Source organism: Streptomyces sp. NPDC045695 (assembly GCF_056432025.1).
The window spans coordinates 623,756-645,633 of the sequence record NZ_JBWKJU010000001.1; the positions used below are offsets into that span (position 1 = coordinate 623,756).

Here is a 21,878-nt window from a genome sequence, read left to right on the forward strand (position 1 = left end):
CCCCGAAGCGCGCGCAGCCGGACGTCAGCCCGGCCGCGGGACGGCTCGACCTGCCGTCGCCCGCCGCCGGGCCCCGACCAACCCCCTTTGGAGACCTTGTGCTGAGCACCGAGACGCGTCGCTACGTCGGCGCGTACACCACCCTTCTCACGCCGTTCGACCCCTCCGGCGCCCTCGACGAGGAGGCCCTGCGCCGCCTGGTCGACTTCCAGATCGACAACGGCGTCACCCGGCTGTGTCCCAACGGCGTCACCGGCGAGGCGGCAGCCCTCACCGACGAGGAGAAGCTGCGCATCACCCGGATCTGCGTGGACCAGGCAGCCGGGCGCGCCATGGTCATCCCCGACATCGGCACGGAGAACCTGACCCGCACCCTGGAGCTGGCGAAGGAGGCCGAGAAGCTGGGCGCCGACGCCGTCCTCGCCTTCACCCCCTACCTGGACCCGCCCACCGAACGCGGTCTGGTGGCGTACTTCCGCAAGGTCGCCGACTCCGTCCGGATCCCGTTGATGATGCACAACCTGCCGGGCCGCACGACCGTCGACATCTCGCCGAACCAGGTGGCCGAACTCGCGAGCCACCCGAACATCATCGGGATGAAGGAGGGCAACCAGGACATCGTGCGCCTGCGCCGGGTGCTCCACCTGGTGCGCGACGCCGATTTCGTGGTGCTCGCCGGCAATGACTTCACCGCGCTGCCCACCCTGCTCCTCGGCGGGCACGGGCACATCTCGGTGGCGGCCAACGTCATGCCCCGCCAGAGCCGCTCGATCGTCGAGGCGGCACTCGCGGGCGACTTCGCCACCGCGCGCGACCTGTACCTCAAGTTCGCCGAGTTCTACCGCGGCATCTACTTCGCGACGAACCCGATCGCGCTCAAGACGGCGTTCTCCCTCGCCCACTTCGAGGTCGGCGATCCGCGTCTGCCGCTCACCCCGCTGCCCCAGGACCGTATCGGCGAGCTCGAAACGATCATGAAGGACTGCGAACTCCTCTGAGCCGGCGCACACCGCCTCCGCAGTCAGCCGAACCCCGAGAGGAAGAACAAGATGAACCCGTTGCTCGATGTGGCCGCCATGACCGAGGGCGTGTACGGCGGCGACGTCGTACGGTCGCTGCTCTACGCCGCCGCCGACAACCCGGGCAGCCGTGTCGTGCGCGTGGCCGTGGCCAGTGCGGAGCCCGGTAAGGGCGGCCAGGTGCACCACCACCCCAAGACCGACGAGACGTACTTCATCATCTCCGGCAACGCCGAACTGGAATTCGACGGTGAGCTGTACCAGCTCGCCCCGAGCTCCTGCGTCCGCATCCCGCGCGGCACGAAGCACCGGATCTCCAACACCGGCACGCAGACGCTGCGCTACCTCGCCTTCCACATCGGCGACGCCGACTTCGGCGGCGCGGTCGAGCACGTCAAGGCGGGCTGACCCTCGTGGACCTCGTGATCGCCGGAGCGGGAAAGGCGGGATCGCTCCACTACCGGGCCTACTCGCACCTCGCCCGCTCCGGCCGCCTGGACCGCGACCGCATCCAGTTCGTCGACCCGACCCGCAGGGCGGGGCCCGAGCTCGCCGCGCTGCTGCGGCGCGACGGGGTGGCCGAGAAGGTGGTGGCGGGGCGGGCGGAACTGACGCCCACGGCGCCGGAGTCGACCATCGTCGACCTCTGCCTGCCGAGCCGCACGCTGGCCCCGGCACTGCTGGAGTGGTGGCGTGCCGGCTACCGCAAGTTCGTCATCGAGAAGCCCTTCACGGTCCCGCCGGAACTCGTCGACGACGTCCGCCGCGTCCTGGAGACCTCTCAGGCCGTCCTGGTGCGCAACTACCTGCACTCCCAGGTGCACGCCGCGGTCCGGGACCTGATCGGCCTGTACGACCTCGACCCGGTCCTGTGCGTCACCAACTTCTCCAAGGACCGGCGGGCGGACAACCTGCGCGGCCGGGGCGCCTCGGGCACGGCGTCGCCGACGGTCTTCGAGGTCGAGATGCCGCACCAGCTCTACATCGGCACCGACCTGCTCGGAGAACCCGCCCAGGTGGAGTACGCCGAGGACCTCGACCCGATGACCGCGCCCGACGGGACCCCGCTGCGGCTCGGTGAAGGCGTCATCGTGGGCCGCGCGGCCCGTGGCGCGGCCTTCGTGCACTACTCCAACCTGCACTATCCGACCATCGTGCGGAGCCTGGACCTCTTCAGCCGCGACGGCCTGTCGATCCACGCCACCTACGCCCCCATCTGCGAGGAACTGGCCGACATCAAGGCCGGCGTCATGCTGTGCCGGGGCTCCACGGTCATCAGCAAGAAGCTCTTCACCTCCGACGACAACATGCTGGGGATGGTCTCGCACGCCTTCACCCGACTGTCGTCCGACGCCCCGGCCCCCGTCGACCTGGACGAGGTCCTGCGCAACTCCGCCCTCATCCGCTCGGCCGTGGACGAACCGGCCGGCCCGCGGCCGGCCCTCGGTTCGGCCCGCGGCGACGTCCTCCAGGGATGGGTCGCCGACTCCTTCAAGCTCGGGCTCGAAGCGGGCGTCGGGCAGGCCTTCCTGGCCTTCCTGGAACAGCGCCAGCGGGCCCGGCTCGCCGGCGTGCTGCCCGCCCTCGACCCGGCCTTCCACACCGCGACCCCGGCCCCCACCGCGCTCCGGCCCCCGGCCACCGGGCGGGAGCGGCTGACACGAGAGGTGCTCGTCCCATGACGATCAAGGTCCAAGGGCTGCTCCACGTGGCGATGGTGACCGAGGACATCGACCGGCTCACCGACTTCTACGTCGGCCTCACGGGCGCGGAGGTGGCCAAGCGGCTGGAGCTGACCACCCCCCGCTTCGCCGAGGGAGTCGGCGTGCCCGGCGCCACCGCCACCACCGTCCACCTGCGCATCCCCGGAGCGCAGACCGTCCTGGAACTCACCCAGTACGACCGTCACGTGCGTCCAGGGGACACCCGGGCACCGTCGAACACGACCGGCCTGCGCCACCTCGCCCTGGCCGTCGCCGACATCGCCGCCGCCGAGGCCGAACTGCGCGAGCGGCGGCTGGAGGTGGTCGGCGGCCCCGTCGAGGTGGACGCTCCGGCCGCCGCCCGCGGCGTGAAGTTCCTCTACTTCCGCGACCCCGACGGCAACCTCGTCGAGCTGATCGAACCGCCCCTGGCGCCAGGCGCCTGACCGGGGCCCGCGCCCGTATCCGTACCCATCGCGTCCCATCCCGACTGACGAGAAGGAACAACCGAGCATGTGGATCGCCCCCGTCCAGCGCACCGAGACAGACGGCCGCCTGGAGCTCTCCGTCGAGGTGTCCCACCAGGACGGCGCCGCGACCGACCGCCTCTGGTACCGCGTCGACCTGCGCCACGCCCCCTACCTGACCGACCTCATGGACCCCTTCCTGCTGGCCACGCTGTTCGTGGCCATGCGCAAGGGTGAGAACCTGCACGTCGACGGCCCGGTGTCGCAGACACTCCTGGAGAACCTGGAGGAGTTCCAGGCGGCCTGGGTGCAGTGGCGCCCCGAGCGCTACAGCGTCGTCGAGCTCTCCGCCGACCGGGAGGTCCCGGACCGCGCCGGCCCCGACACCCGCAGCGCCCTGCAGACCTTCTCCGGCGGCGTCGACAGCGCCTTCACGACGATCCGCCACGTCAAGAAGGCGGCCGGCCGCGGCTCGCTCGACCTGACCGGCGCCGTCATGGTGCACGGCTACGACATCCCGCTGGAGGAACGGGACGCCTACGACGCGCTGTACGCCCGCAGCGTGCCGCTGCTGGAGGGGGTCGGCGTCGAACTGCTGCCGGTCACCACGAACTTCCGCAAGCTGTGGCACAGCGACCTCTCCCACTGGGAGGACGCCTTCGCCACGGGCATGACCTCCGTACTGACCCTGTTCAGCGGCCGTTTCGAGCACGGCGTGATCGCCAGTTCGGAACCCTACGGTTCCCTCGTGCTGCCCTGGGGCTCCAACCCCATGACCGACTGGATGCTGTCCGGCGGCCGGATGCGCATGCACCACGACGCGACCGGCATCGAGCGCAGCGACAAGGTGGCCGGCCTCGCCAGGCTGTGGCCCGAGGGCGCGGACAACCTGCGGGTGTGCTGGCAGGGCGAGCAGAAGGACCGCAACTGCTGCCAGTGCGAGAAGTGCATCCGCACCATCCTCAACTTCAAGGTCAGCGACAGCCCGCTGCCGCCGTCCTTCCCGCACGACGTGACGCCCGAGCAGATCCGCAGCCTGCGCGGCCTCGCCGAGGCGCACATCAACCCGCTGCGCCAGATCCTCGCCACCGCCCGGCGCCGCGAGATCACCGCCGAGTGGGTCGCGGCGCTGGCCGACTGCATCGCCGCCAACGAGGACGAGCTCGCCCGGGGCATCAGCTACGAGGGCGGCTTCCCCCTGCTGGCCGCCGCGCGGGCCGAGCGGTGAGCGGGGCCCAGTACGCGGTCGTCGCCCGCTTCGACCTGAAGCCGGACGGGGTCGAGGCCTTCGACGCCCTCGCCCAGTGGCGGATCGCGCAGGCCGCCGCCAACGAGCCGGGGCTCGTCGGCTACGCGGTGCACCGCATCGACGGCGAGCCGCTGGCCCGCGTCTTCTACGAGATCTACCGCGACGAGGCCGCGTTCAGGGAGCACCGGGCCACGGAGCAGACGGCCGAGTTCGGCCGGCGCCACGTGCCCTTCGTCCAGGGGCCGCCCCGCATCGAGTTCATGAACGTGCTCCTGAGCGCGAACGGGCTCGCCCCCCGCCCCTGAGCCGTCACCGCCCGCCGGCCCCCGCACCCCTTCGGAGGAAGCCATGACCGCCCGCACCACCGTCTACCAGCCGCACCACACGGCCTTCAGCGTGGCCGACCTCGACGCGTCCAAGGCCTTCTACGGCTACTTCGGCTTCTCCCTCATCCTCGAGTGGACCAAGCAGGACAAGTCGCTGACCATCACCCACCTCCAGCAGGAGGGCAGCGGCTACGTGCTCGAACTCTTCCACTACGCCGACAACGCGGCCGCGCCCCGCCCGTCCTTCACGGTCGGCAACAACCTGCCGGAGGTGGGCGTGAAGCACCTCGGCTTCAGCGTCCCCGACCTGGCGGCGGCCCGTGAGGAGATCATCGCCGCCGGCATCGGCGAGGTCACGCAGATCGCCACGGGCCGCACCCTCGTCGACTACTTCTTCGTCATCGACCCGGACGGCATGTACCTGGAGTTCGTCAACGACTCCCGCGGCCTGGACCCGAGCGCGCCGCTCCTGCTCTCCGACGTGCAGAAGTAACGAAAGGACCACCCGACATGGCCGTCTCCTCCTTCATGGTGCCGCTCGGCACCCCCGCCCCGGACTTCTCGCTGCCCGCGCTCGACGGGGGCACGGTGAGCCTGGCCGACCACGCCGGGGCGCCCGCCCTGCTCGTGGCCTTCGTCTCCAACCACTGCCCGTTCGTGAAGCACCTGGAGAAGGCGCTCGGCGCCTTCGCCGAGGAGTTCCCGCAGCTCGCCGTCGTCGCCGTGTGCAGCAACGACACCTCCGTCGCCCCCGACGACGGACCGCAGGGACTGCGCGAGCAGGTCGCCCGTACCGGCTGGACCTTCCCGTACCTGATCGACGCCGACCAGTCGGTGGCGCGGGCCTACCGCGCGGCCTGCACCCCGGACTTCTTCCTGTACGGCCCCGACGGCACCCTCGTCTACCGCGGGTCGTTCGACGACTCGACCCCGGGCAACGGCCGGCCGGTGACGGGAGAGCGGCTGCGGGCAGCCGTCACCGACACGCTGGCCGGGCGGCCCGTACCCGAGCCGCACCACCCCAGCATGGGCTGCTCCGTGAAGTGGACGCCCGGAAACGAGCCGTCCTGACCATGAAGCCGAAGATTTCCGTGCTCGGCACCGGCTACCTCGGTGCCACCCACGCCGCCGGGCTCGCCGAGATGGGCTTCGAGGTCATCGGCCTGGACGTGGACGCCGAAAAGATCGCGACGCTGGCCCGCGGCGAGGTCCCCTTCCACGAACCCGGCCTCGGCGCGCTCATGCGGACCCACACGGCCTCGGGCCGGCTGCGCTTCACGACGGACTACGCACAGGCGGCGGCCTTCGCCGACATCCACTTCCTGGCCGTCGGAACCCCGCAGTCCGCCGATGACGGGGCCGCCGACCTGCGGTACGTCGACGCCGCGATCGACGCGCTGGCCCCCCACCTGACCCGGCCCTGCCTGGTCGTGGGCAAGTCCACGGTCCCGGTCGGCACGGCCGCCCGGCTCGTGGACCGGCTGGTGTCCCTCGCGCCGGCCGGGGGCACCGTCGACCTCGCCTGGAACCCGGAGTTCCTGCGCGAGGGGCACGCGGTGGACGACACGCTGCGCCCGGACCGCATCGTCGTGGGCGTGCGCTCCGACGTCGCGGAGAAGCTGCTGCGGGAGGTGTACGCGGGCATCGTGGAGCGGGGCACCCCGTTCCTCGTCACCGACCTCGCCACGGCGGAACTGGTCAAGACCGCCGCCAACTCCTTCCTCGCCACGAAGATCTCCTTCATCAACGCGATGGCGGAGCTCTGCGAGGCCACGGGAGCCGACGTCACCACCCTGGCCCGGGCGATCGGCCACGACGCCCGGATCGGGCACCGCTTCCTGAACGCCGGCGTCGGCTTCGGCGGCGGCTGCCTGCCCAAGGACGTCAGAGCCTTCCGGGCCAGGGCCCGCCAACTGGGGGGCGAGGGGGCGGCCGCCCTGCTGTCACAGGTGGACGCCATAAACCTCCGGGCCCGCGACAGGGTGCTGGACATGGCCCGCGACAGCCTCGGCGGCGAGCTGGCCGGCCGGCGGATCGCCGTCCTGGGCGCCGCCTTCAAACCGGACACGGACGACGTGCGCGACTCGCCGGCCCTCGAAGTCGCCGCGCGGGCGGCCCGCGCGGGAGCCGAGGTGGTCGTGTACGACCCGATGGCGGCCGGGGCGGGCGCCGCGGCCCGTCCCGAGCTGAACTTCGCCTCCTCGCTGGAGGCCGCCGTCACCGGCGCCGACCTGGTGATGCTGCTCACCGAGTGGGAGGAGTTCCGCCTCGCCGATCCGCGCCGGCTCGCCACGCTGGTGCGCGCCCCCCGGCTGGTCGACGGCCGCAACGCGCTGGACCACCAGGCGTGGGCGGCGGCGGGCTGGAGCGTGCGGGCACCCGGGCGGGTGCCGCTGGCCGGACAGATCCCGTTCGACGCACCCGAAGCCGCCTGATGTCCGCTTCGATCGCCGACCGCATGAACGGCCTGGCCCCCACGCTGCGCCACCGGGTCATCGTCGGCACGGTCGGACTCGCCCTGTTCTTCGACATGTTCGAGATCTTCATGTCGGGCGTGCTGGGCGCCGTGCTCAGCAGCCGGTTCGACCTCAGCCGCACCCAGACCTCCGCGGTGCTGGCGTCCGTCTTCGTCGGCATGTTCATCGGCGTACTGGTCACGGGACGGCTCGCGGACCGGTACGGACGGCGCCGGGTCATGCTGGGCGCCATCGCCGTCTACACCGTCTTCTCGGCGGTGGGCGCGGTCAGCCCCGACGTGTCGATGGTCATCGGCGCCCGCTTCCTGGCCGGGCTCGGCATCGGCCCGGTGCTGCCCCTGGCCGACTCCTACCTCAGTGACCTTCTCCCGGCCCGACACCGGGGCAGATACACCGCCTGGGCCTACACCATCGGGTTCATGGGGGTGCCCGCCGTGGGCCTGCTGGCCCGCTGGGTGGTGCCGCTCAGCCCGCTGGGCCTCGACGGGTGGCGCTGGCTCTTCCTCATCGGCTCGGCGGGCGGGCTCGTCGTCCTGGCGCTGCGCCGCACCCTGGTCGAGTCGCCCCGCTGGCTCGCCTCGGTGGGCCGGTTGGACGAAGCCGAGGCGACCCTCGGGCAGTTGGGCGACACCTCCGGTGCGAGCACCGGCCCTACGGCAGGCCCTGCGGCCGGGTCCGCGGACCACGAGGGCGCCGGCCCCGGACGGGCGCCGACCACGCGCGAGGCCCTGCGGGCCCTGATGCGGAGCCCCGTGTACCGGCGCCGCGTGGGCATGATGACGGTCTTCCACCTCATGCAGGCCTTCGGCGGCTACGGGTTCGGCACGATGGCCCCCCTCGTGCTGTCCGCCAAGGGCTACTCCATCGTCCACTCGCTGCTGTTCAGCGCGGTGACGTTCCTCGGGTACCCGCTCGGCTCGCTGCTCTCGCTGCCGCTCATCGAGCGGGTGGAGCGCAAGTACCTCATCGTGGGCGCGGCGCTGTCGATGGCGGCGTCCGGGCTCCTGTTCGGCAGCGCCGACAGCGAGGTCACCATCGTGCTGGCCGGCCTGTGCTACACGGCCGTCAGCAACGTCTTCTCGAACTCCTACCACGTCTACCAGGCCGAGATCTTCCCGACCGCGTTGCGCGTCACCGCGGTGAGCTGGACGTACTCCCTGTCCCGGATCACCACGGCCGCGATGCCCTTCCTCCTCGTGCCGGTGCTGGACGACTTCGGATCGGGGGTGCTCTTCGCCCTGGTCGCCGTGACGCTCGGCATCATCGCGCTCGACATCGGGCTGCTGGGCCCCGCGACGACCGGGCGGGCCCTGGAAGACGTCAACGAGTCCCTCGCCGACGCCCGCCCGGGCGCCGGCGCGGACCCGTACACGCCGGAATCCAAGAACAGTGACGGCCCGATTCCGGTGAAATAGAGGCCGCCTGACGAAATCGGGCAGGAATTCGGTTGACGCGACCAAAGACACATGATGAACTCGGGGATACCGGGAGGGCATCGCCCCCCGAGGATTCCTTTCAGGCTCCCTTTCCCCGTGCAGCGCTCCGTGTGCACCCATGAGCCTTTTAATTCCCGTGCGTTGAGCAACCGTGCGAATGGCCGCCGCTCGCGAACGTTCCCGTACGACTCCTCTCGAGAAAGCCGAGACATGGACCAGATCAGCGAGACCAAGAAATTCTCCCTCACCGCCGAAGAGCTGGAGAAGTTCCACCGGGACGGATACATCGGCCCGTTCGACCTCTACGAGAAGGACGAGATGGAGGCGAACCTCCAGGCTCTGCGTCCGAAGCTGCTGAACACCAAGAAGGCCATCTACGGCGGCGGAAAGGCGGTGTCCGGCAACACCAACCTGGCGAACTACGACCGGCACCTGGACGTCGACTTCCTCGCGGACCACATCACGCGGCCCGAGATCGTCGACCGCGTCTCCAGCATCCTGGGGCCGGACACCCTGTGCTGGCGCTCCGAGTTCTTCCCGAAGTACCCGGGCGACGAGGGCACCGACTGGCACCAGGCCGACAACTTCTCCAACGTCGCCGGGTCCAAGCACCCGCAGATCGTCTGGCCCGAGGACGCGGACTTCGGCGGGACCATCACCGTCTGGACCGCCTTCACCGACGCCAGCGTCGAGAACGGCTGCCTCCAGTTCATCCCGGGCTCCCACAAGACGATGAACTACGACGAGTCCAAGACCATGGACTACAACCCGGACGCCATCAACAGCACGGAGAAGAACGGCATCCGCCGCGGCTTCTTCGGCCACGACTACCGCCAGCTCCAGAAGGACCCCGACTGGAGCCCGGACGAGTCGAAGGCCGTCTCCCAGGTCATGCGCCAGGGCCAGTTCATCGTCTTCTGGTCGACGCTGATGCACGCCTCGCACCCGCACAGCGGCCTCACCGACCAGATGCGGCTGGGCTTCGCCGGCCGCTACCTGCCGACCTCCGTCAAGGTCTACCCGTACTCCACCGAGCTGGAGGAGTTCGGCGGCCAGGCCAGCCTCGCCCGCTTCGGCAACGTCCTGACCTCGGGCCGCGACACCTACGGGCACAACCGGTTCGTGGACAGCACGGTCAACGGCCACCCGTTCCGCACCAACTGAGAACAGAAAGGACGATCACGGTGTCGAACAACGCCCAGAGCACGCGTCCCGCGACCCAGGAAGAGCTGGAGCAGTGGGTCGTCACCACCTGCCGGGACCTCGGTCTCACCGTGGAGAAGGCCGACGACGACTTCTTCGAGGCCGGGGGGAACTCCCTGACCGCCATCCGCCTGATCTCCCAGGCGGACGAGACCTTCGGCGAGGACGTCCTGACCCCGGACGACCTCTTCGCCCGCAGCGCCGTCCGGGACATCGCCGCGTCGATCCTCCAGAACACCCAGGAGTGAGGGAGCCGGCCGTGCGGCCCGACAGCGACAGGTGGGCGCCGGTGCTCCGGCCCGCGGTGGGAAGCCCCCGGATCCGGTTGATCTGCTTCCCGTACGCGGGAGGCGGCCCCGACCTCTTCAGGAGCTGGGCGGGCGGCCTGGACGACGGAGTGGAACTGGTCGCTGTCAGGCTGCCCGGCCGGGGTCCCCGGCTGCGCGAGGCGATGTACGCGGACTGGGAGACCCTGATCGCGGACACCTTCGGCGCACTGCACTCGGGCGGCCTCCTCAGCGCTCCGCACGCCTTCTACGGACACAGCTTCGGGGGCCGCATCGCCTACGAGATGACCCGCCTGGCCGCGCGGACGCACCCCGGAGCCACCCGCAGACTGTTCGTCTCGGGCAGCCGCAGCCCCAACACCCCGCAGGCCCGCCCCTATCTGCACGAACTGCCGCACGAGGCCTACCTCGACGCGGTCCGCGCGATGGGCGGCACACCCGCCGAGATCCTGGACGACCAGGCCATGATGCGCCTGTTCATGCCCACGATGCGGGCCGACATGCGGCTGGCGGAGCTGTGGGACGACCGCCACGGCGCACCCGGTGTGGACGTCCCCGTCACCGCGCTCTACGGACGCGACGACCCCGTCGACGGACACGCCGGCATGCGCGACTGGGAGCGCTACACCAGCCGCGACTGCGAACTGGTGGAGATGCCGGGCGGCCACTTCTTCCTGGACACGCACCGGGAACGCCTGCTGGAAACGATCAACGCGAGGCTGGGGGGACCCTCATGACCACACTGCACCGCCCGACGGCCGCCGCCCTGGCGGCCCACCGGGCCCTCAACGAGGGCGCCACCACGTCCTACCCCGAACGCTCCGTCAAGGAACTGTTCGAGGCCCAGGCGGCCCGGCGCCCCGCCGCCACCGCCCTCGTCCACCCCGGCGGCCGCCTCTCCTACCGGGCACTGGACGGGCTCGCCAACGACCTCGCCGCGAAGATGGAAGACGCCGGTGTCCGCCCCGGCGACACCGTCATGGTCCTCATCGCCCGCTCGGCCGAGCTGATCATCGCCCTGCTGGCCGCGGCCAAGTGCGGCGCCGCCTACCTCCCCGCCGACGCGTCCTGGCCGGACGACCGGCTGAGCACCCTGCTGGCCCGCACCGGTGCCACCCGCGTCCTCACCCGCGCCGCCGACACCGCCGCCGTCGGCGCCCGGCTGCCCGGCCACACCGTCGTCCCGGTCGAGCTGGACCTGTTGGCACCGCGGCGGGAGTCGCCGTCGTACCGGGGCTCCGCCGACGACATCGCCTACATCAACTTCACCTCCGGCTCCACCGGCACCCCCAAGGGCGTCCCCGTACGGAACCGGGGCATCGTCCGCCTCGTCCACGACGCCCGCTACGCGCGGCTGGACGAGGACACCGTCCTGCTCCAGCTCGCACCGGCCTCCTTCGACGCGGCGACCTTCGAGATCTGGGGCGCCCTGCTGGCCGGCGGCACCTGCGTGCTGTACCCGGACTCCTTCATCCGCCTCGGCCGGCTGCGCCGCGTCCTGACCGAGCACCGGGTGAGCGTCCTCTTCCTCACCACCGCGCTCTTCAACACCATCGTCGACGAGGCCCCCGACACCCTCGACACCGTCACCACGATCCTGACCGGCGGCGAGGCCCACTCCCTGACCCACATGGCCACCGCCCTGCGCGTCTTCGGCCCCGACCGGATCGTCAGCGTCTACGGGCCCACCGAGTGCACCACCTTCGCCACCTACCACCCGGTCCGCACCCTCCACCCGGACGAGTCCAGCCTCCCCATCGGGCGGCCCATCCAGAACACCCGCGCCTACGTGGTCCACGAGGGCAGGCTGTGCGAACCGGGGGAGACCGGCGAGGTCCTGCTCGCCGGACCCGGACTCTCCCCGGGCTACCTCGGGCTGCCGCAGACCAACGCCCGCCAGTTCGTCGAGGCCGACATCGACGGGGTCCGCGAACGGCTCTACCGCACCGGCGACCGCGCCCGCCTCTCGGAGCGGGGCCATCTCGTCTTCCAGGGCCGACTGGACGACCAGGTCAAGATCAACGGCTTCCGCATCGAACTGGGCGAGATCGCCTACCACTTGGACGCGCATCCCGCCGTACGCCAGAGCTTCGTCACCACCCGGCCGAACGCGCAGGGCGGACAGGAGCTCATCGCCTTCGCGGTACCCGACGCGGCGGACCGCGACCCCGAGGAGATCCGCGCGCACCTGCGCGGCATCCTGCCCGCCTACATGGTGCCGCCCGTCATCCGGCTGCGCGCCGAACTGCCCCTGACCGGCACGGGCAAGGTGGACCGGCGCGCCCTGCTCGCCACGCAGGACCCCCTCTCCCTCCCCGCAGGAGCCTCGTCATGAGCACCCCCCTCACCGGTCGGCAACCGGCCGACCGCGAACTGGCCCTGGAGTTCCCCTTCTTCGGTCCCGATCACGACGCCTTCCGCGCCCGGGTACGGGAGCGGCTCGCCGCCAGCGTGCTGCCCCGGGCCGAGGCCTGGGAGGAGCGGGGCGCCATCGCGGCCGACGCCTGGAAGGAGCTCGGCGCGGCCGGGCTCCTGGACGTCGGCCACACGGGCGAGGACTTCTTGCGCAGCGCCGTCCTGCTGGAGGAACTGGGCGCGACCGGCTACGCCGGCATCCGCGCCTCCATCGGCGTCCACGCGTACATGGCCCTCTCCTACGTCCTGATGTTCGGCAGCCCCGAGCAGCAGGCGGCCCACGTGCCCCCCGCCCACCGCGGCGAGCGCGTCACCGCCCTCGCCATCAGCGAGCCCGACGCGGGATCGGACCTGCGCGACCTCGCGACCCGCGCGGTGCCCCGCGGCCCCGGTGCCACCGCCGGCTTCGTGCTCGACGGACACAAGAGCTACGTGGCCAACGGCACCGGTGCGGGTCTGCTGGTCGTACTGGCCCGCACGCGCCCGCCCGCCCCGGACGCCGGGGCACAGCGGGGGCTGACCGGAGCGAGCATGCTGCTCGTCGACGCGGACAGCCCGGGCATCACGCGGCGCCCGCAGCCGATGGTGGGCTGGCGCGCCGCCGACATCGCCGAGATCACCTTCGAGGGGGTCGAGGTCCCGGCCGACGCCCTGCTCGGCCGGCGGGACCGCGCCCTGATGCAGCTGATGCGCGCCCTGGACTTCGAACGGCTGGTGGCGGGGCTGTTGGCGGTGGGCGGCGTACGGCACACCCTGGGCCTGCTCGACGGCCATGTCCGCGCCCGCCGGGTCAAGGGCGTACCCCTGGCCTCGCACCAGTCGGTACGGCACCGCCTCGGCGAGCTGTACGGGGAGTTCGACATGGTGCGCCGTTACGCCCACCACGCGGCCTGGCTGCACGCGAGGGGCCGCCTCGACACTCGTACGGCGTCAGTGCTGAAGCTGCGCTCCACCGAACTGGCCCTGTCGGCGGCTCAGGCGTGCGCCCAGTACCACGGGGCGCAGGGATATCTGGAGGGGTCCACCGTGGCGCGGCTGCACCGCGACGCGACGGCCGGCACGATCGCGGCGGGGGCCAGCGAGCTGATGCGCGACATGATCTTCGAGGCGAGCTGAGATGGCCCGGGAAAGCACCGCGCCCGCATCCGCCATACCCGGTGCGTCCGCCGGGTCCGTCACCGCCACCGCAGCCCCCGTGCCGTCGCCGTCGCCGTCGCCGACGCCGGAGCCGCCGCACGGCGGCGGCGCCCCGGGACCGGCACGACGCCGGGGCGTGGCCGTGGCCCTCGCGGTGACCGCCGTCCTCCCGGCCGCCGTCATCGTCGCCACCGTCGCGGGCCTGCCCGGTTCGGGAACGGCGGCGGGCAGCGGCAGCGAGGCGAAGCTCGGCGCCACCGGCCACTTCTTCCTCGCGGTCGTCGTGGTCCTGGCAGCGGCCCACCTCGGCGGAGCGCTCGCCCGGCGGCTCGGCCAGCCCGGCGTGATCGGCGAGATCCTGGCCGGCCTCGCCCTGGGACCGTCCCTGTTCGGCCATCTGGCTCCCGCGTCCATGGCCTGGCTGTTCCCCGCGAGCAGCCGCGGCCCCATGGAGGGACTGGCCCAACTGGGCCTGATCCTCTTCATGTTCGGCGTGGGCCAAGAGCTCGCCGGCATGCGCCTGCGCGGCGCCGCCACGCGGGCCCTGCTGGTGAGCCAGGCCTCGGTACTGGTGCCGTTCGCGCTCGGCGCGGTCGTCGCCGTACCGCTCTGCGAGCGGTACGCGGGACCGAACGGCAGCGGCGTCGCCTTCGTCCTGTTCATCGGCTGCGCCCTGAGCATCACCGCCTTCCCCGTCCTCGCCCGCATCCTGGCCGACCTCGGGATCTCGCGCACCGAACCGGGACGGCTCAGCCTGTTCGCGGCGGCGGTCGGAGACGGCGTCGGCTGGCTGGTCCTCGCGGCGATCCTGGCCGTGGCGCACGGCTCCGACCCCACCGTGCTGCTGCTCAACGGCCTGGTGGCCGTCGCGATGGCCGCGGTGTTCCTGGGCCCCGTCAAGCGGCTGCTGTCCCACTGGGCCGCACGCGAGCGCGGCGGGGCCGCGTCCGGCGTGCTCCTCGTCGGCGCCGTCACCGCGGCCGCCACCCTCACGGCCGCCATCGGCGTGCACCAGCTGATCGGCGCCCTGCTGGTCGGCCTGGCCTGGCCGGCCCGCGGGGCCGCGGTCGCGGAGCGGCTGACGAGTACGGCCAAGACCGTCCTGCTGCCGTTCTTCTTCTTCGGCTTCGGGCTGACGGCCGACCTGAGCGCACTGCACTGGGACGGCGCGACGGTCCTGGTCCTCCTCGCCCTCCTCACCCTGGCGGCCGTCGGCAAGATCGCCGGCCCCGGCCTGTGCGCCCGGCTCACCGGAATGCGAGGGCGGCCGGCGCTGGTTCTCGGCGTCCTGCTCAACGCCCGTGGCCTGACCGAGCTCATCGTCATCCAGATCGGCTACGACGCGGGGATCATCGACGCCCGGATGCTCGCCATCCTCACCCTCGTGGCGCTCGGCACCACCGTGATGACGAGCCCCCTGCTGCGCCTGCTCAAGGCCACCGGACCAGGCCGCCGCGACGGCGCCGAGCCGGTCCTCGCCGCACCGCCGCCCGGGGAGCTCGCGCCCCGCGGGTGAGCCGCGAGCGGCGGCCCGCCGCCCCCCTTCCTTCTGCCCAGACGTGCCGGCACCCCGGCACCGCACACCACGTTCCAGGAGTAGTAGTGAGATACGTCTTCGCCTCCGCCCTCGGCCAGGTCTCGGACGGCCTGCTGGCCAGTTACGCGACCTTGCCGGCGGACACCTACCTGCGGCACGACCGCTGCTTCCGCTTCCGTGCCTTCGGTGAGGCCAGGGTCAAGGGCGAGACCTTCCTGTGGGGCGAGGACTCCGCCTCCTTCTTCCAGAGCGAGCGGATCAACGGCTACGCCGGTGGTGTGGAGCGGCGGTTCGCGCCCCTGCCCGACGCCGCCCGTGCCTTCGCCGAGGCGCTGGTGAACTCCCCGGCCGCCCGCGCACTGGTCGCGGACGAGGAGTTCCGCATCGGGTGCCACCAGATCCGTATCACCGCCGACGACGAGCACACCGGCCTGCCCGCCCCGGAGGGCTTCCACCAGGACGGCTACGACCTGGTCGCGGTCACCTGCGTCGCCACCGAGAACGTCAGCGGCGGCATCTCCCTCGTCCGGGACAAGGACGGGGAGGAGGTCGTCGTCGAACGCACCATGGCCCCGGGCGAGGTGCTGTTCCTCGCCGACCGGGAGGTCGTGCACTACGTCAGCCCCATCACCCCGAAGATCCCCGGGCAGCCCGCCCACCGCGACGTCGTCGTCATCACCTTCAGCCTCGGGGGAGAGCACTGATGCCCGCAACCAGCCCCGTCGCCGCCGCCCCGGCCGGCCGGATCGCCACCTACACCATCCAGGAATGGCTCTTCGACCACGCCCAGGGCCGCTACGACCTGGACCTGGCCGAGAGCGGCGTACAGTTCCAGCACCTCCGCGACCTCCCCCTGGACGGCGCGTGGGAGCTGGACTACAGCCTCGACCGGGGGACCCCCGAGCTGCGGGCGCAGGTCACCGCCCTGTACGGCCTCACGGACGATGCCGCCCACGGGGACCGGGACGTGATGATCGCGCACGGCGCCCAGGAGGCCCTGTACCTCCTGTACCGCTCCCTGCTCTCGCCGGGTGACCACGTGGTGGCGACGGCCCCCGGCTGGCAGCAGGCATGGGAGGTGCCCGCGCACATCGGCTGCGAGGTCAGCGTCCTCGACCGGCGCCCCGGCACGCCCTTCGACACGGAGGCACTGGCCCGCGCGATCCGCCCCGAGACGCGCATCCTCATCCTCAACAGCCCCGGGAACCCCTCCGGTTGCTCGCTGACCGAGCAGGAGTGGGAGGGCGTGCTCCGCGTGGCCCGGGACCACGGCCTGTGGGTGGTCAACGACGAGGAGTACCTCCTCGACTTCTCCGCCTCGATCGTCCACCGCTACGAGCGGTCCGTCTCCGTCTCCGGCCTGTCCAAGGTCTACGGGCTGCCCGCCCTGCGCATCGGCTGGGCCGTGGCCCCCGCCGAGCTCATCGAGGGGATGGTCAACTACAAGCGCTACACCACGGTGTCCAACTCCCTGGCGTGGGAACGGGCGGCCACCCTGGTGCTCGCCGACCGCCAGCGGCACCTGTCCCGCTACCACGGGCTCGTGGAGCCCGGCCTGGCACAGCTGCGGCAGTTCGCCGACGCGCACCGGGACGTGGTGGAACTGGTCGAGCCGCACGGTACCCCCTTCGCCTGGTTCCACCTCAACTCCTCGATCACCTCTGCTGAGTTCGCCGAACGGCTGCTGGAGCGCCGGCGGATGCTCGTCATGCCCGCCGAGGTCTTCGGCGCCCGGCAAGGCCTGCGGATCAGCTTCGCCCGCCCCGACGAGGTACTGGTGGAGGGCCTGCGCCGGCTGTCGGCCGAGCTCGGAGACCTGGGGTGAACGAGCAGGCCTCCCGCCCGCGACCCGCGGGCGAGACGACCACGGCCCCCAGCGACGCTGCCCCTTCGGCCCCGTCGCGGGGCGGCCCGGCCCCGCGGGGCGTTGCCCTGCGCACCGATCTCGCGGCCGCCGCCCGGTACACCGTGCCGGTGGCGATGGGCTACCTCCCGCTCGGGGCCGCCTTCGGGCTCCTCCTGGTGAGCCACGGCCTGCCCTGGTACTGGGCGCCCACCACCGCGCTGGTGGTGTTCGCCGGATCGCTGGAGTTCCTCGCCGTCAGCATGATCACTTCGGGCCTCGGCCTGGCAGCCGTCGCGTTGACCACCCTCCTGGTCAACTTCCGGCACGTCTTCTACGGTCTGTCGTTCCCGCTGCACCTGCTGACCGGCCGGGCCCAGCGCGCGTACGGCGTCTTCGCACTCACCGACGAGACGTACTCGCTGCTCACCAGCTCGCCCGAGGCGGGCTCCAACGGCCGCCGCATCACCCTGATCCAGCTCCTCAGCCACGGCTACTGGGTGCTCGGCAGCCTCGCCGGGGCGCTCGCCTCGACGGCCCTGCCGGACAAGGTCGAGGGCGTGGAGTTCGCCCTCACCGCCCTGTTCGTCGTCCTCGCCTGGGACCACGCGCGCAAGCGGGTGAACGGCCGCCCGGTGGCCTACGGCCTGCTGGCCGCCGCCGTCGCCTGGGCGGTGGGGGGCGACCAGTTCCTCACCGTCGCCGTCGTCGTCTTCCTCGCCGTGCTGGCGCTCGACTTCTCGCTGAGGGGGCGCTCCCGTGCCTGACACCACGTACGTCCTCGGCGCCGTCCTGGTCATGTCAGCGGTGACCTACGCCCTGCGCGCCGCGCCGTTCCTCCTGCTCAAGAACGCCTCCCAGGCGCCGCTGCTCGGCTACCTCAGCACCGCGCTGCCGCCCGGGATCATGGTCATCCTCGTCGTCTACACCGTGCGCGGCGTCGACTTCGGCCGCTTCCCGTACGGCGTCCCCGCCCTCGCGGCCATCGCCGTCTGCGCCGGGCTCTACCAGTGGCGCGGCAGCCCCCTCCTCGCGATCGTGCTCGGCACCGGCACGTACATGGCGCTGAACCACCTCATGGTTTAGGCCGTCTCTTCCGGATCTTGCCGGGCCAACAAGATCCGAAAGAGGCGACCTAGGCCGGGCACCTCATACAAGCGAAAGGAAGCACCGGACCACATGCCCACTGACGTGGACTTCCCCCTGCCCTTCACCGCGCCGCGACCGACGCCCGACGCGGTCGAGCAAGCCCAGCGCCGGGGCGTGGACTGGGCCGTCGGGCACGGCCTGCTCCAGCCCACGGACGCCGCCATCGGGTACTTCATGGCCATGCGGCTGGCCGATGTGGCGACGGGCTTCTGCCCCAAGGCGGGCGGGCCCGACCTGGACGTGATGACCGACGTCATCACCTGGACCGCGGTCTGCGACGACTTCTTCGACGGACCGGCCGGGGACGACCCCGTCTTCGCCGCCGACGTCGTCCGGGCCCTGCTCTCGACGACCGCGCCCTACGGAGAGGCGGGAGCGCACCCGGCCGCCGCCCCACCGCCCGTCCCCGCCGGCGCCGAGGGCCTGGCCGGTGCCACAGCGGACCTGTGGCACCGGCTGCAGGCGCCCATGACCGAGCGGTGGCGCGAGCGGGCCGCCCGCAACTGGGCCCGCTTCCTGCGCTCCTTCCTCGCCGAGGCCGCCGCCCGCCGCTCCGGCACCGTCCCCGCCCTGCGCGACTACCTCGCCCTGCGCCGGGAGACCATGGCGATGTACGTGTACCTCGACGCCACGGAACGCACCGGCCGCTACGAGGTGCCGGAGCGGGTCCTCGCCGATCCGACGGTGCGCCGGCTGGCGGAACTCGAAATCGACATCCTCGCCCACTGCAACGACGTCCACTCCGTCGAGCACGAGGAGGCGCGCGGGGACACCCACAACCTCGTCCTCGTCCTGGAGGCCGCCGGCGGCCACGGCCGCGCGCGGGTGATCGAGGAGATACGCGGCAGGGTCGGCGGGCTCGCGCAGGAGTTCCAGCGCCTCGCCGCGGGGATACCCGCCCTCTGCGACCGTCTGTCCTGCGACCCGTACGAGCGCCTGAGCACCGAACGCCACCTCAGGGCCATGACCCGCCAGCTGCGGGTGACCTACGACTGGTCCCTCGCCACCCGACGCTACGCCGACCAGGCCCGCAGCGGCCGTCGGCCGGAGTACCTCGCCCACAGCGCCGCCGCCCCGCTCGGCGCCCTGCTGCCGGACCGGACCGGAGAGACGCACTGACCATGGCCGACACCCTCGCCCCCAGCCCCGTCCCCGCCCGCAGACTGCCGGGCGGCGTCCCGCTCCTGGGCCACGCGCTGCATCTGGTCCGCCGGCCCCTGGGGTTCGTGGAGGAACTGCGCGACCACGGACCGGTCGTCGTCTTCCGGATCGGCACCCGGCCCGCCTACATGGTCAGCACCGGGGAACTCCTCAAGGACATCCTCATCACTCACCAGAGCAAGTTCGAAAAGGGCGGCACCCTCTTCGACCAGGCCACCAAGCTGCTCGGCAACGGACTGGCGGCCTCCAACGGCGAATTGCACCTGCGCCAGCGCCGTTTGTCGCAGCCCGCCTTCCACCACGGCCGGATGAGCATCTACGCCCGCGCGGCGATCGAGTCGGTCGAGGCCGTCTCCGCGTCCTGGCGCGACGGCCAGGTGCGCGACGTGGGCCGCGAACTCAACGGCATGACCATGGAGATCCTCGCCCGGACGCTCTTCTCCCGCCTCACCCCCGAGGCGGCCGCCGAGATCCGGGCCACCCTGCCGGCGTTGGTCGCCGGCGTCGGACGCCGGGCCTTCCTGCCGGTCGACTTCGTCCACCGCCTCCCCCTGCCCGTGAACCGGCGCGAGGCGGCCGACCTGCGGAGGCTCTACGAGGTGGTGGACCGCATCATCGCCGACTACCGGGCCGGCGACCTGGACCAGGACGACCTGCTCTCGATGCTGATGCTGGCCCGCGACGAGCAGACCGGCGAGGGGATGAGCACCCAGCAGATCCACGACGAGATCCGTTCCATGATGGTCGCCGGGACGGAGACCTCGGCCACGCTGCTGCTGTGGGCCTTCCAGGTGCTCTCCACCCGGCCCGACGTCGAGCGCCGGGTCCACGCCGAGCTGGACGAGGTACTGGAGGGCCGGCCGGTGACCTACGCCGACCTGCCGCGGCTGCCCTACATGGGCCGGGTCATCCAGGAACTCCTTCGGATGTACCCGACCGGCTGGATCCTCACCCGCCGCGCCACCGCCGAGGTGGACCTCGGCGGGTACCGCGTACCCGAGGGCGCGGACGTGTTCTTCAGCCCGTACGCCCTGCACCGCGACCCCGAGCTCTTCCCCGAGCCCGACCGGTTCGACCCGGACCGCTGGCTCCCCGAGCGCGCCCGGTCCATCCCGCGCCACGCCTACCTGCCGTTCGGGGCGGGCGTACGCAAGTGCATCGGCGAGTCGCTCGCCTACGCCGAGATCACGATCGCCTTCGCCGCCCTGGCCGGGCGGTGGCGGCTGCGGTCCGTCACCGACGGCCCGACGCGTGCCGTGGCGCGTTCCACCCTGCGGCCGCAGGAGTCCCGCATGCGCCTGGAAGCCCGCCGCCCGCAGAGGACGGCGCCATGACGACGGCTGCGGCGCAGACCGCGTCGCCGCCCGCCGGTGGCCCGGCCGCCCCCACGACACCGGCCGCACCGGCTGCCCTGTCGCTCATGCTGGCGGAGGTGGAGGAGGGCCTGCGCGCCTTTCTCGCGGGCCAGGCCCACCGCAGGCCGGGCGGCCGGCTCAAGGGCGCCGGACCGGCCGAGGCCGTCGCGGAGCTCGTCGGCGCCGGCGGCAAGCGGCTGCGGCCCCGGTTCCTGCTCAGCGGATACCTGGCCGCCGGCGGCGAACCCGGCCGGGATCCGGTCCGGGCCGCCATGGCACTGGAACTGCTGCACGCCGCGGCCCTCATCCACGACGACGTCATGGACGACGCGGACCGCCGCCGCTCGCGGCCGACCGTCCACGCGCGGCACGCGGACGTCCACCGCGCGAACGGCTGGTTCGGTGAGTCCCGCCGCTACGGCGAATCGGTGGCGATCCTCGCCGGGGACCTCGCCTGGGCGTACGCCGACCACCTGATGGCGGGACTGCCCGCGGCGGTGGCCGCGCACTGGTTCGAGCTCAAGGCCGAACTGATCGAGGGCCAGGCCCTGGACGTGGCCGCGGCGGCCGAGCTGCTGCCCGATGCCGAACTGGCCCGGTACATCGCGGTGGTGAAGTCCGGCCGCTACACCATCCACCGCCCCCTGGTGCTCGGCGCCCTGCTGGCCGGCCGCACCGACCTCACCGGTGCCTTCGAACAGTACGGTGAGGCACTGGGGGAGGCCTTCCAGCTGCGCGACGACCTCATCGACGCCTTCGGTGACGGCCGCGCCAGCGGCAAGCCGGCGGGCCAGGACTTCGGGCACGGCAAGATGACGCTGCTGCTCTCCCTGGCCATGAGGTCGGACCCCGCGATCCGGACCCTGGTCGAACGCGGCGAGAGCGGAATGCTGCGCGAACGCCTCTCCGGCAGCGCCGTCCACGCCGACGTCGAGGCGCGCATCGCCCACCTCGTCGCCCGGGCCGACGCCGCCCTCACCGCGGCGGAGCTGTCCCCGCGGTGGCGGGCCGAACTGCGCGCCGCCGCCCGGGCGGCGGCGTACCGCTCGAGCTGACCTGCGAGGAGTGAAGTTGACACCGTCGGCGCCCGCGCACTACCTTCCCATGTGCTTGA

23 protein-coding genes are annotated in these 21,878 nt (G+C 72.2%); all 23 read left to right on the forward strand.

All coding sequences use genetic code 11. The features are described from left to right. Positions 1 to 98 precede the first annotated feature (98 nt). The 23 genes from dapA to AC07DU_RS02930 all read left to right on the forward strand — a co-directional run bounded on the left by dapA (position 99) and on the right by AC07DU_RS02930 (position 21,819). Positions 99 to 998, forward strand: a complete 900-nt coding sequence (gene dapA / locus AC07DU_RS02820) for a 4-hydroxy-tetrahydrodipicolinate synthase (protein WP_360889969.1) — start codon at positions 99 to 101, stop codon at positions 996 to 998. A gap of 51 nt (positions 999 to 1,049) precedes the next feature. Continuing rightward, positions 1,050 to 1,427 carry a cupin domain-containing protein gene (locus AC07DU_RS02825; protein ID WP_360889972.1) on the forward strand — a complete coding sequence of 126 codons (378 nt, stop codon included), beginning with the start codon at positions 1,050 to 1,052 and terminating at the stop codon, positions 1,425 to 1,427. A gap of 5 nt (positions 1,428 to 1,432) precedes the next feature. Continuing rightward, positions 1,433 to 2,701, forward strand: coding sequence for a hypothetical protein (locus AC07DU_RS02830; protein WP_479030185.1), 1,269 nt, complete (start codon positions 1,433 to 1,435; stop codon positions 2,699 to 2,701). Beyond that, positions 2,698 to 3,168 carry a VOC family protein gene (locus AC07DU_RS02835; protein ID WP_479109282.1) on the forward strand — a complete coding sequence of 157 codons (471 nt, stop codon included), beginning with the start codon at positions 2,698 to 2,700 and terminating at the stop codon, positions 3,166 to 3,168. Before AC07DU_RS02830 ends, AC07DU_RS02835 begins: the two co-directional genes overlap by 4 nt. Positions 3,169 to 3,235: 67 nt before the next feature. Beyond that, positions 3,236 to 4,417: a hypothetical protein gene (locus tag AC07DU_RS02840; RefSeq protein ID WP_453372160.1), complete on the forward strand. Its 1,182-nt coding sequence runs from the start codon at positions 3,236 to 3,238 to the stop codon at positions 4,415 to 4,417. Further along, a complete protein-coding gene (locus AC07DU_RS02845) occupies positions 4,414 to 4,743 on the forward strand; it encodes a putative quinol monooxygenase (protein WP_453287118.1) in 330 nt (109 codons plus the stop codon). The genes AC07DU_RS02840 and AC07DU_RS02845 overlap by 4 nt, the downstream gene beginning before the upstream one ends. A 43-nt stretch (positions 4,744 to 4,786) precedes the next feature. Then, on the forward strand, positions 4,787 to 5,257 hold the full coding sequence (locus AC07DU_RS02850; RefSeq protein WP_360889985.1) for a VOC family protein: 471 nt from the start codon (positions 4,787 to 4,789) through the stop codon (positions 5,255 to 5,257). A gap of 17 nt (positions 5,258 to 5,274) precedes the next feature. Continuing rightward, a complete protein-coding gene (locus AC07DU_RS02855; RefSeq protein ID WP_361950071.1) occupies positions 5,275 to 5,835 on the forward strand; it encodes a thioredoxin family protein in 561 nt (186 codons plus the stop codon). Between the two features lie 2 nt (positions 5,836 to 5,837). After that, on the forward strand, positions 5,838 to 7,199 hold the full coding sequence (locus AC07DU_RS02860; RefSeq protein WP_479109285.1) for a UDP-glucose dehydrogenase family protein: 1,362 nt from the start codon (positions 5,838 to 5,840) through the stop codon (positions 7,197 to 7,199). Continuing rightward, on the forward strand, positions 7,199 to 8,656 hold the full coding sequence (locus tag AC07DU_RS02865; protein WP_479109286.1) for an MFS transporter: 1,458 nt from the start codon (positions 7,199 to 7,201) through the stop codon (positions 8,654 to 8,656). The genes AC07DU_RS02860 and AC07DU_RS02865 overlap by 1 nt, the downstream gene beginning before the upstream one ends. A 231-nt stretch (positions 8,657 to 8,887) precedes the next feature. Further along, on the forward strand, positions 8,888 to 9,841 hold the full coding sequence (locus AC07DU_RS02870; protein WP_360889996.1) for a chlorinating enzyme: 954 nt from the start codon (positions 8,888 to 8,890) through the stop codon (positions 9,839 to 9,841). Positions 9,842 to 9,861: 20 nt separating this feature from the next. Then, complete coding sequence (locus AC07DU_RS02875) at positions 9,862 to 10,128, forward strand: phosphopantetheine-binding protein (protein ID WP_453372154.1); 267 nt, start codon at positions 9,862 to 9,864, stop codon at positions 10,126 to 10,128. Between the two features lie 11 nt (positions 10,129 to 10,139). Continuing rightward, positions 10,140 to 10,904, forward strand: coding sequence for a thioesterase II family protein (locus AC07DU_RS02880; protein WP_453372153.1), 765 nt, complete (start codon positions 10,140 to 10,142; stop codon positions 10,902 to 10,904). Next, positions 10,901 to 12,502, forward strand: a complete 1,602-nt coding sequence (locus AC07DU_RS02885; RefSeq protein ID WP_479109289.1) for an amino acid adenylation domain-containing protein — start codon at positions 10,901 to 10,903, stop codon at positions 12,500 to 12,502. Before AC07DU_RS02880 ends, AC07DU_RS02885 begins: the two co-directional genes overlap by 4 nt. Continuing rightward, the gene (locus AC07DU_RS02890) at positions 12,499 to 13,698 is read left to right on the forward strand and encodes an acyl-CoA dehydrogenase family protein (RefSeq protein WP_479030165.1); all 1,200 of its coding nucleotides are present in this window, start codon (positions 12,499 to 12,501) and stop codon (positions 13,696 to 13,698) included. The genes AC07DU_RS02885 and AC07DU_RS02890 overlap by 4 nt, the downstream gene beginning before the upstream one ends. A 157-nt stretch (positions 13,699 to 13,855) precedes the next feature. Beyond that, positions 13,856 to 15,235, forward strand: coding sequence for a cation:proton antiporter domain-containing protein (locus AC07DU_RS02895; protein ID WP_479109291.1), 1,380 nt, complete (start codon positions 13,856 to 13,858; stop codon positions 15,233 to 15,235). Positions 15,236 to 15,321: 86 nt separating this feature from the next. Beyond that, a complete protein-coding gene (locus AC07DU_RS02900) occupies positions 15,322 to 15,960 on the forward strand; it encodes a 2OG-Fe dioxygenase family protein (RefSeq protein WP_360890013.1) in 639 nt (212 codons plus the stop codon). After that, a complete protein-coding gene (locus AC07DU_RS02905; RefSeq protein WP_360890016.1) occupies positions 15,960 to 17,081 on the forward strand; it encodes an aminotransferase class I/II-fold pyridoxal phosphate-dependent enzyme in 1,122 nt (373 codons plus the stop codon). Before AC07DU_RS02900 ends, AC07DU_RS02905 begins: the two co-directional genes overlap by 1 nt. Beyond that, entirely contained in the window at positions 17,078 to 17,866 is a 789-nt protein-coding gene (locus AC07DU_RS02910) for an AzlC family ABC transporter permease (RefSeq protein WP_479109293.1), read from the forward strand. Before AC07DU_RS02905 ends, AC07DU_RS02910 begins: the two co-directional genes overlap by 4 nt. Continuing rightward, positions 17,859 to 18,185, forward strand: coding sequence for a branched-chain amino acid transporter permease (locus AC07DU_RS02915; RefSeq protein WP_360890021.1), 327 nt, complete (start codon positions 17,859 to 17,861; stop codon positions 18,183 to 18,185). Before AC07DU_RS02910 ends, AC07DU_RS02915 begins: the two co-directional genes overlap by 8 nt. A 93-nt stretch (positions 18,186 to 18,278) precedes the next feature. After that, complete coding sequence (locus tag AC07DU_RS02920; protein ID WP_479109295.1) at positions 18,279 to 19,367, forward strand: terpene synthase family protein; 1,089 nt, start codon at positions 18,279 to 18,281, stop codon at positions 19,365 to 19,367. Positions 19,368 to 19,369: 2 nt separating this feature from the next. Further along, entirely contained in the window at positions 19,370 to 20,743 is a 1,374-nt protein-coding gene (locus AC07DU_RS02925; protein WP_479109297.1) for a cytochrome P450, read from the forward strand. Then, positions 20,740 to 21,819 carry a polyprenyl synthetase family protein gene (locus AC07DU_RS02930; protein WP_479109299.1) on the forward strand — a complete coding sequence of 360 codons (1,080 nt, stop codon included), beginning with the start codon at positions 20,740 to 20,742 and terminating at the stop codon, positions 21,817 to 21,819. The genes AC07DU_RS02925 and AC07DU_RS02930 overlap by 4 nt, the downstream gene beginning before the upstream one ends. Positions 21,820 to 21,878 lie beyond the last annotated feature (59 nt).

Excerpts from the sequence above, each read along its gene's own strand:
- AC07DU_RS02825 (WP_360889972.1), top strand. The coding sequence starts at position 1,050 with ATGAACCCGTTGCTCGATGTGGCCGCCATGACCGAGGGCGTGTACGGC.
- AC07DU_RS02835 (WP_479109282.1), top strand. The coding sequence starts at position 2,698 with ATGACGATCAAGGTCCAAGGGCTGCTCCACGTGGCGATGGTGACCGAG.
- AC07DU_RS02840 (WP_453372160.1), top strand. The coding sequence starts at position 3,236 with ATGTGGATCGCCCCCGTCCAGCGCACCGAGACAGACGGCCGCCTGGAG.
- AC07DU_RS02850 (WP_360889985.1), top strand. The coding sequence starts at position 4,787 with ATGACCGCCCGCACCACCGTCTACCAGCCGCACCACACGGCCTTCAGC.
- AC07DU_RS02855 (WP_361950071.1), top strand. The coding sequence starts at position 5,275 with ATGGCCGTCTCCTCCTTCATGGTGCCGCTCGGCACCCCCGCCCCGGAC.
- AC07DU_RS02860 (WP_479109285.1), top strand. The coding sequence starts at position 5,838 with ATGAAGCCGAAGATTTCCGTGCTCGGCACCGGCTACCTCGGTGCCACC.
- AC07DU_RS02865 (WP_479109286.1), top strand. The coding sequence starts at position 7,199 with ATGTCCGCTTCGATCGCCGACCGCATGAACGGCCTGGCCCCCACGCTG.
- AC07DU_RS02870 (WP_360889996.1), top strand. The coding sequence starts at position 8,888 with ATGGACCAGATCAGCGAGACCAAGAAATTCTCCCTCACCGCCGAAGAG.
- AC07DU_RS02885 (WP_479109289.1), top strand. The coding sequence starts at position 10,901 with ATGACCACACTGCACCGCCCGACGGCCGCCGCCCTGGCGGCCCACCGG.
- AC07DU_RS02890 (WP_479030165.1), top strand. The coding sequence starts at position 12,499 with ATGAGCACCCCCCTCACCGGTCGGCAACCGGCCGACCGCGAACTGGCC.
- AC07DU_RS02905 (WP_360890016.1), top strand. The coding sequence starts at position 15,960 with ATGCCCGCAACCAGCCCCGTCGCCGCCGCCCCGGCCGGCCGGATCGCC.
- AC07DU_RS02920 (WP_479109295.1), top strand. The coding sequence starts at position 18,279 with ATGCCCACTGACGTGGACTTCCCCCTGCCCTTCACCGCGCCGCGACCG.
- AC07DU_RS02925 (WP_479109297.1), top strand. The coding sequence starts at position 19,370 with ATGGCCGACACCCTCGCCCCCAGCCCCGTCCCCGCCCGCAGACTGCCG.
- AC07DU_RS02930 (WP_479109299.1), top strand. The coding sequence starts at position 20,740 with ATGACGACGGCTGCGGCGCAGACCGCGTCGCCGCCCGCCGGTGGCCCG.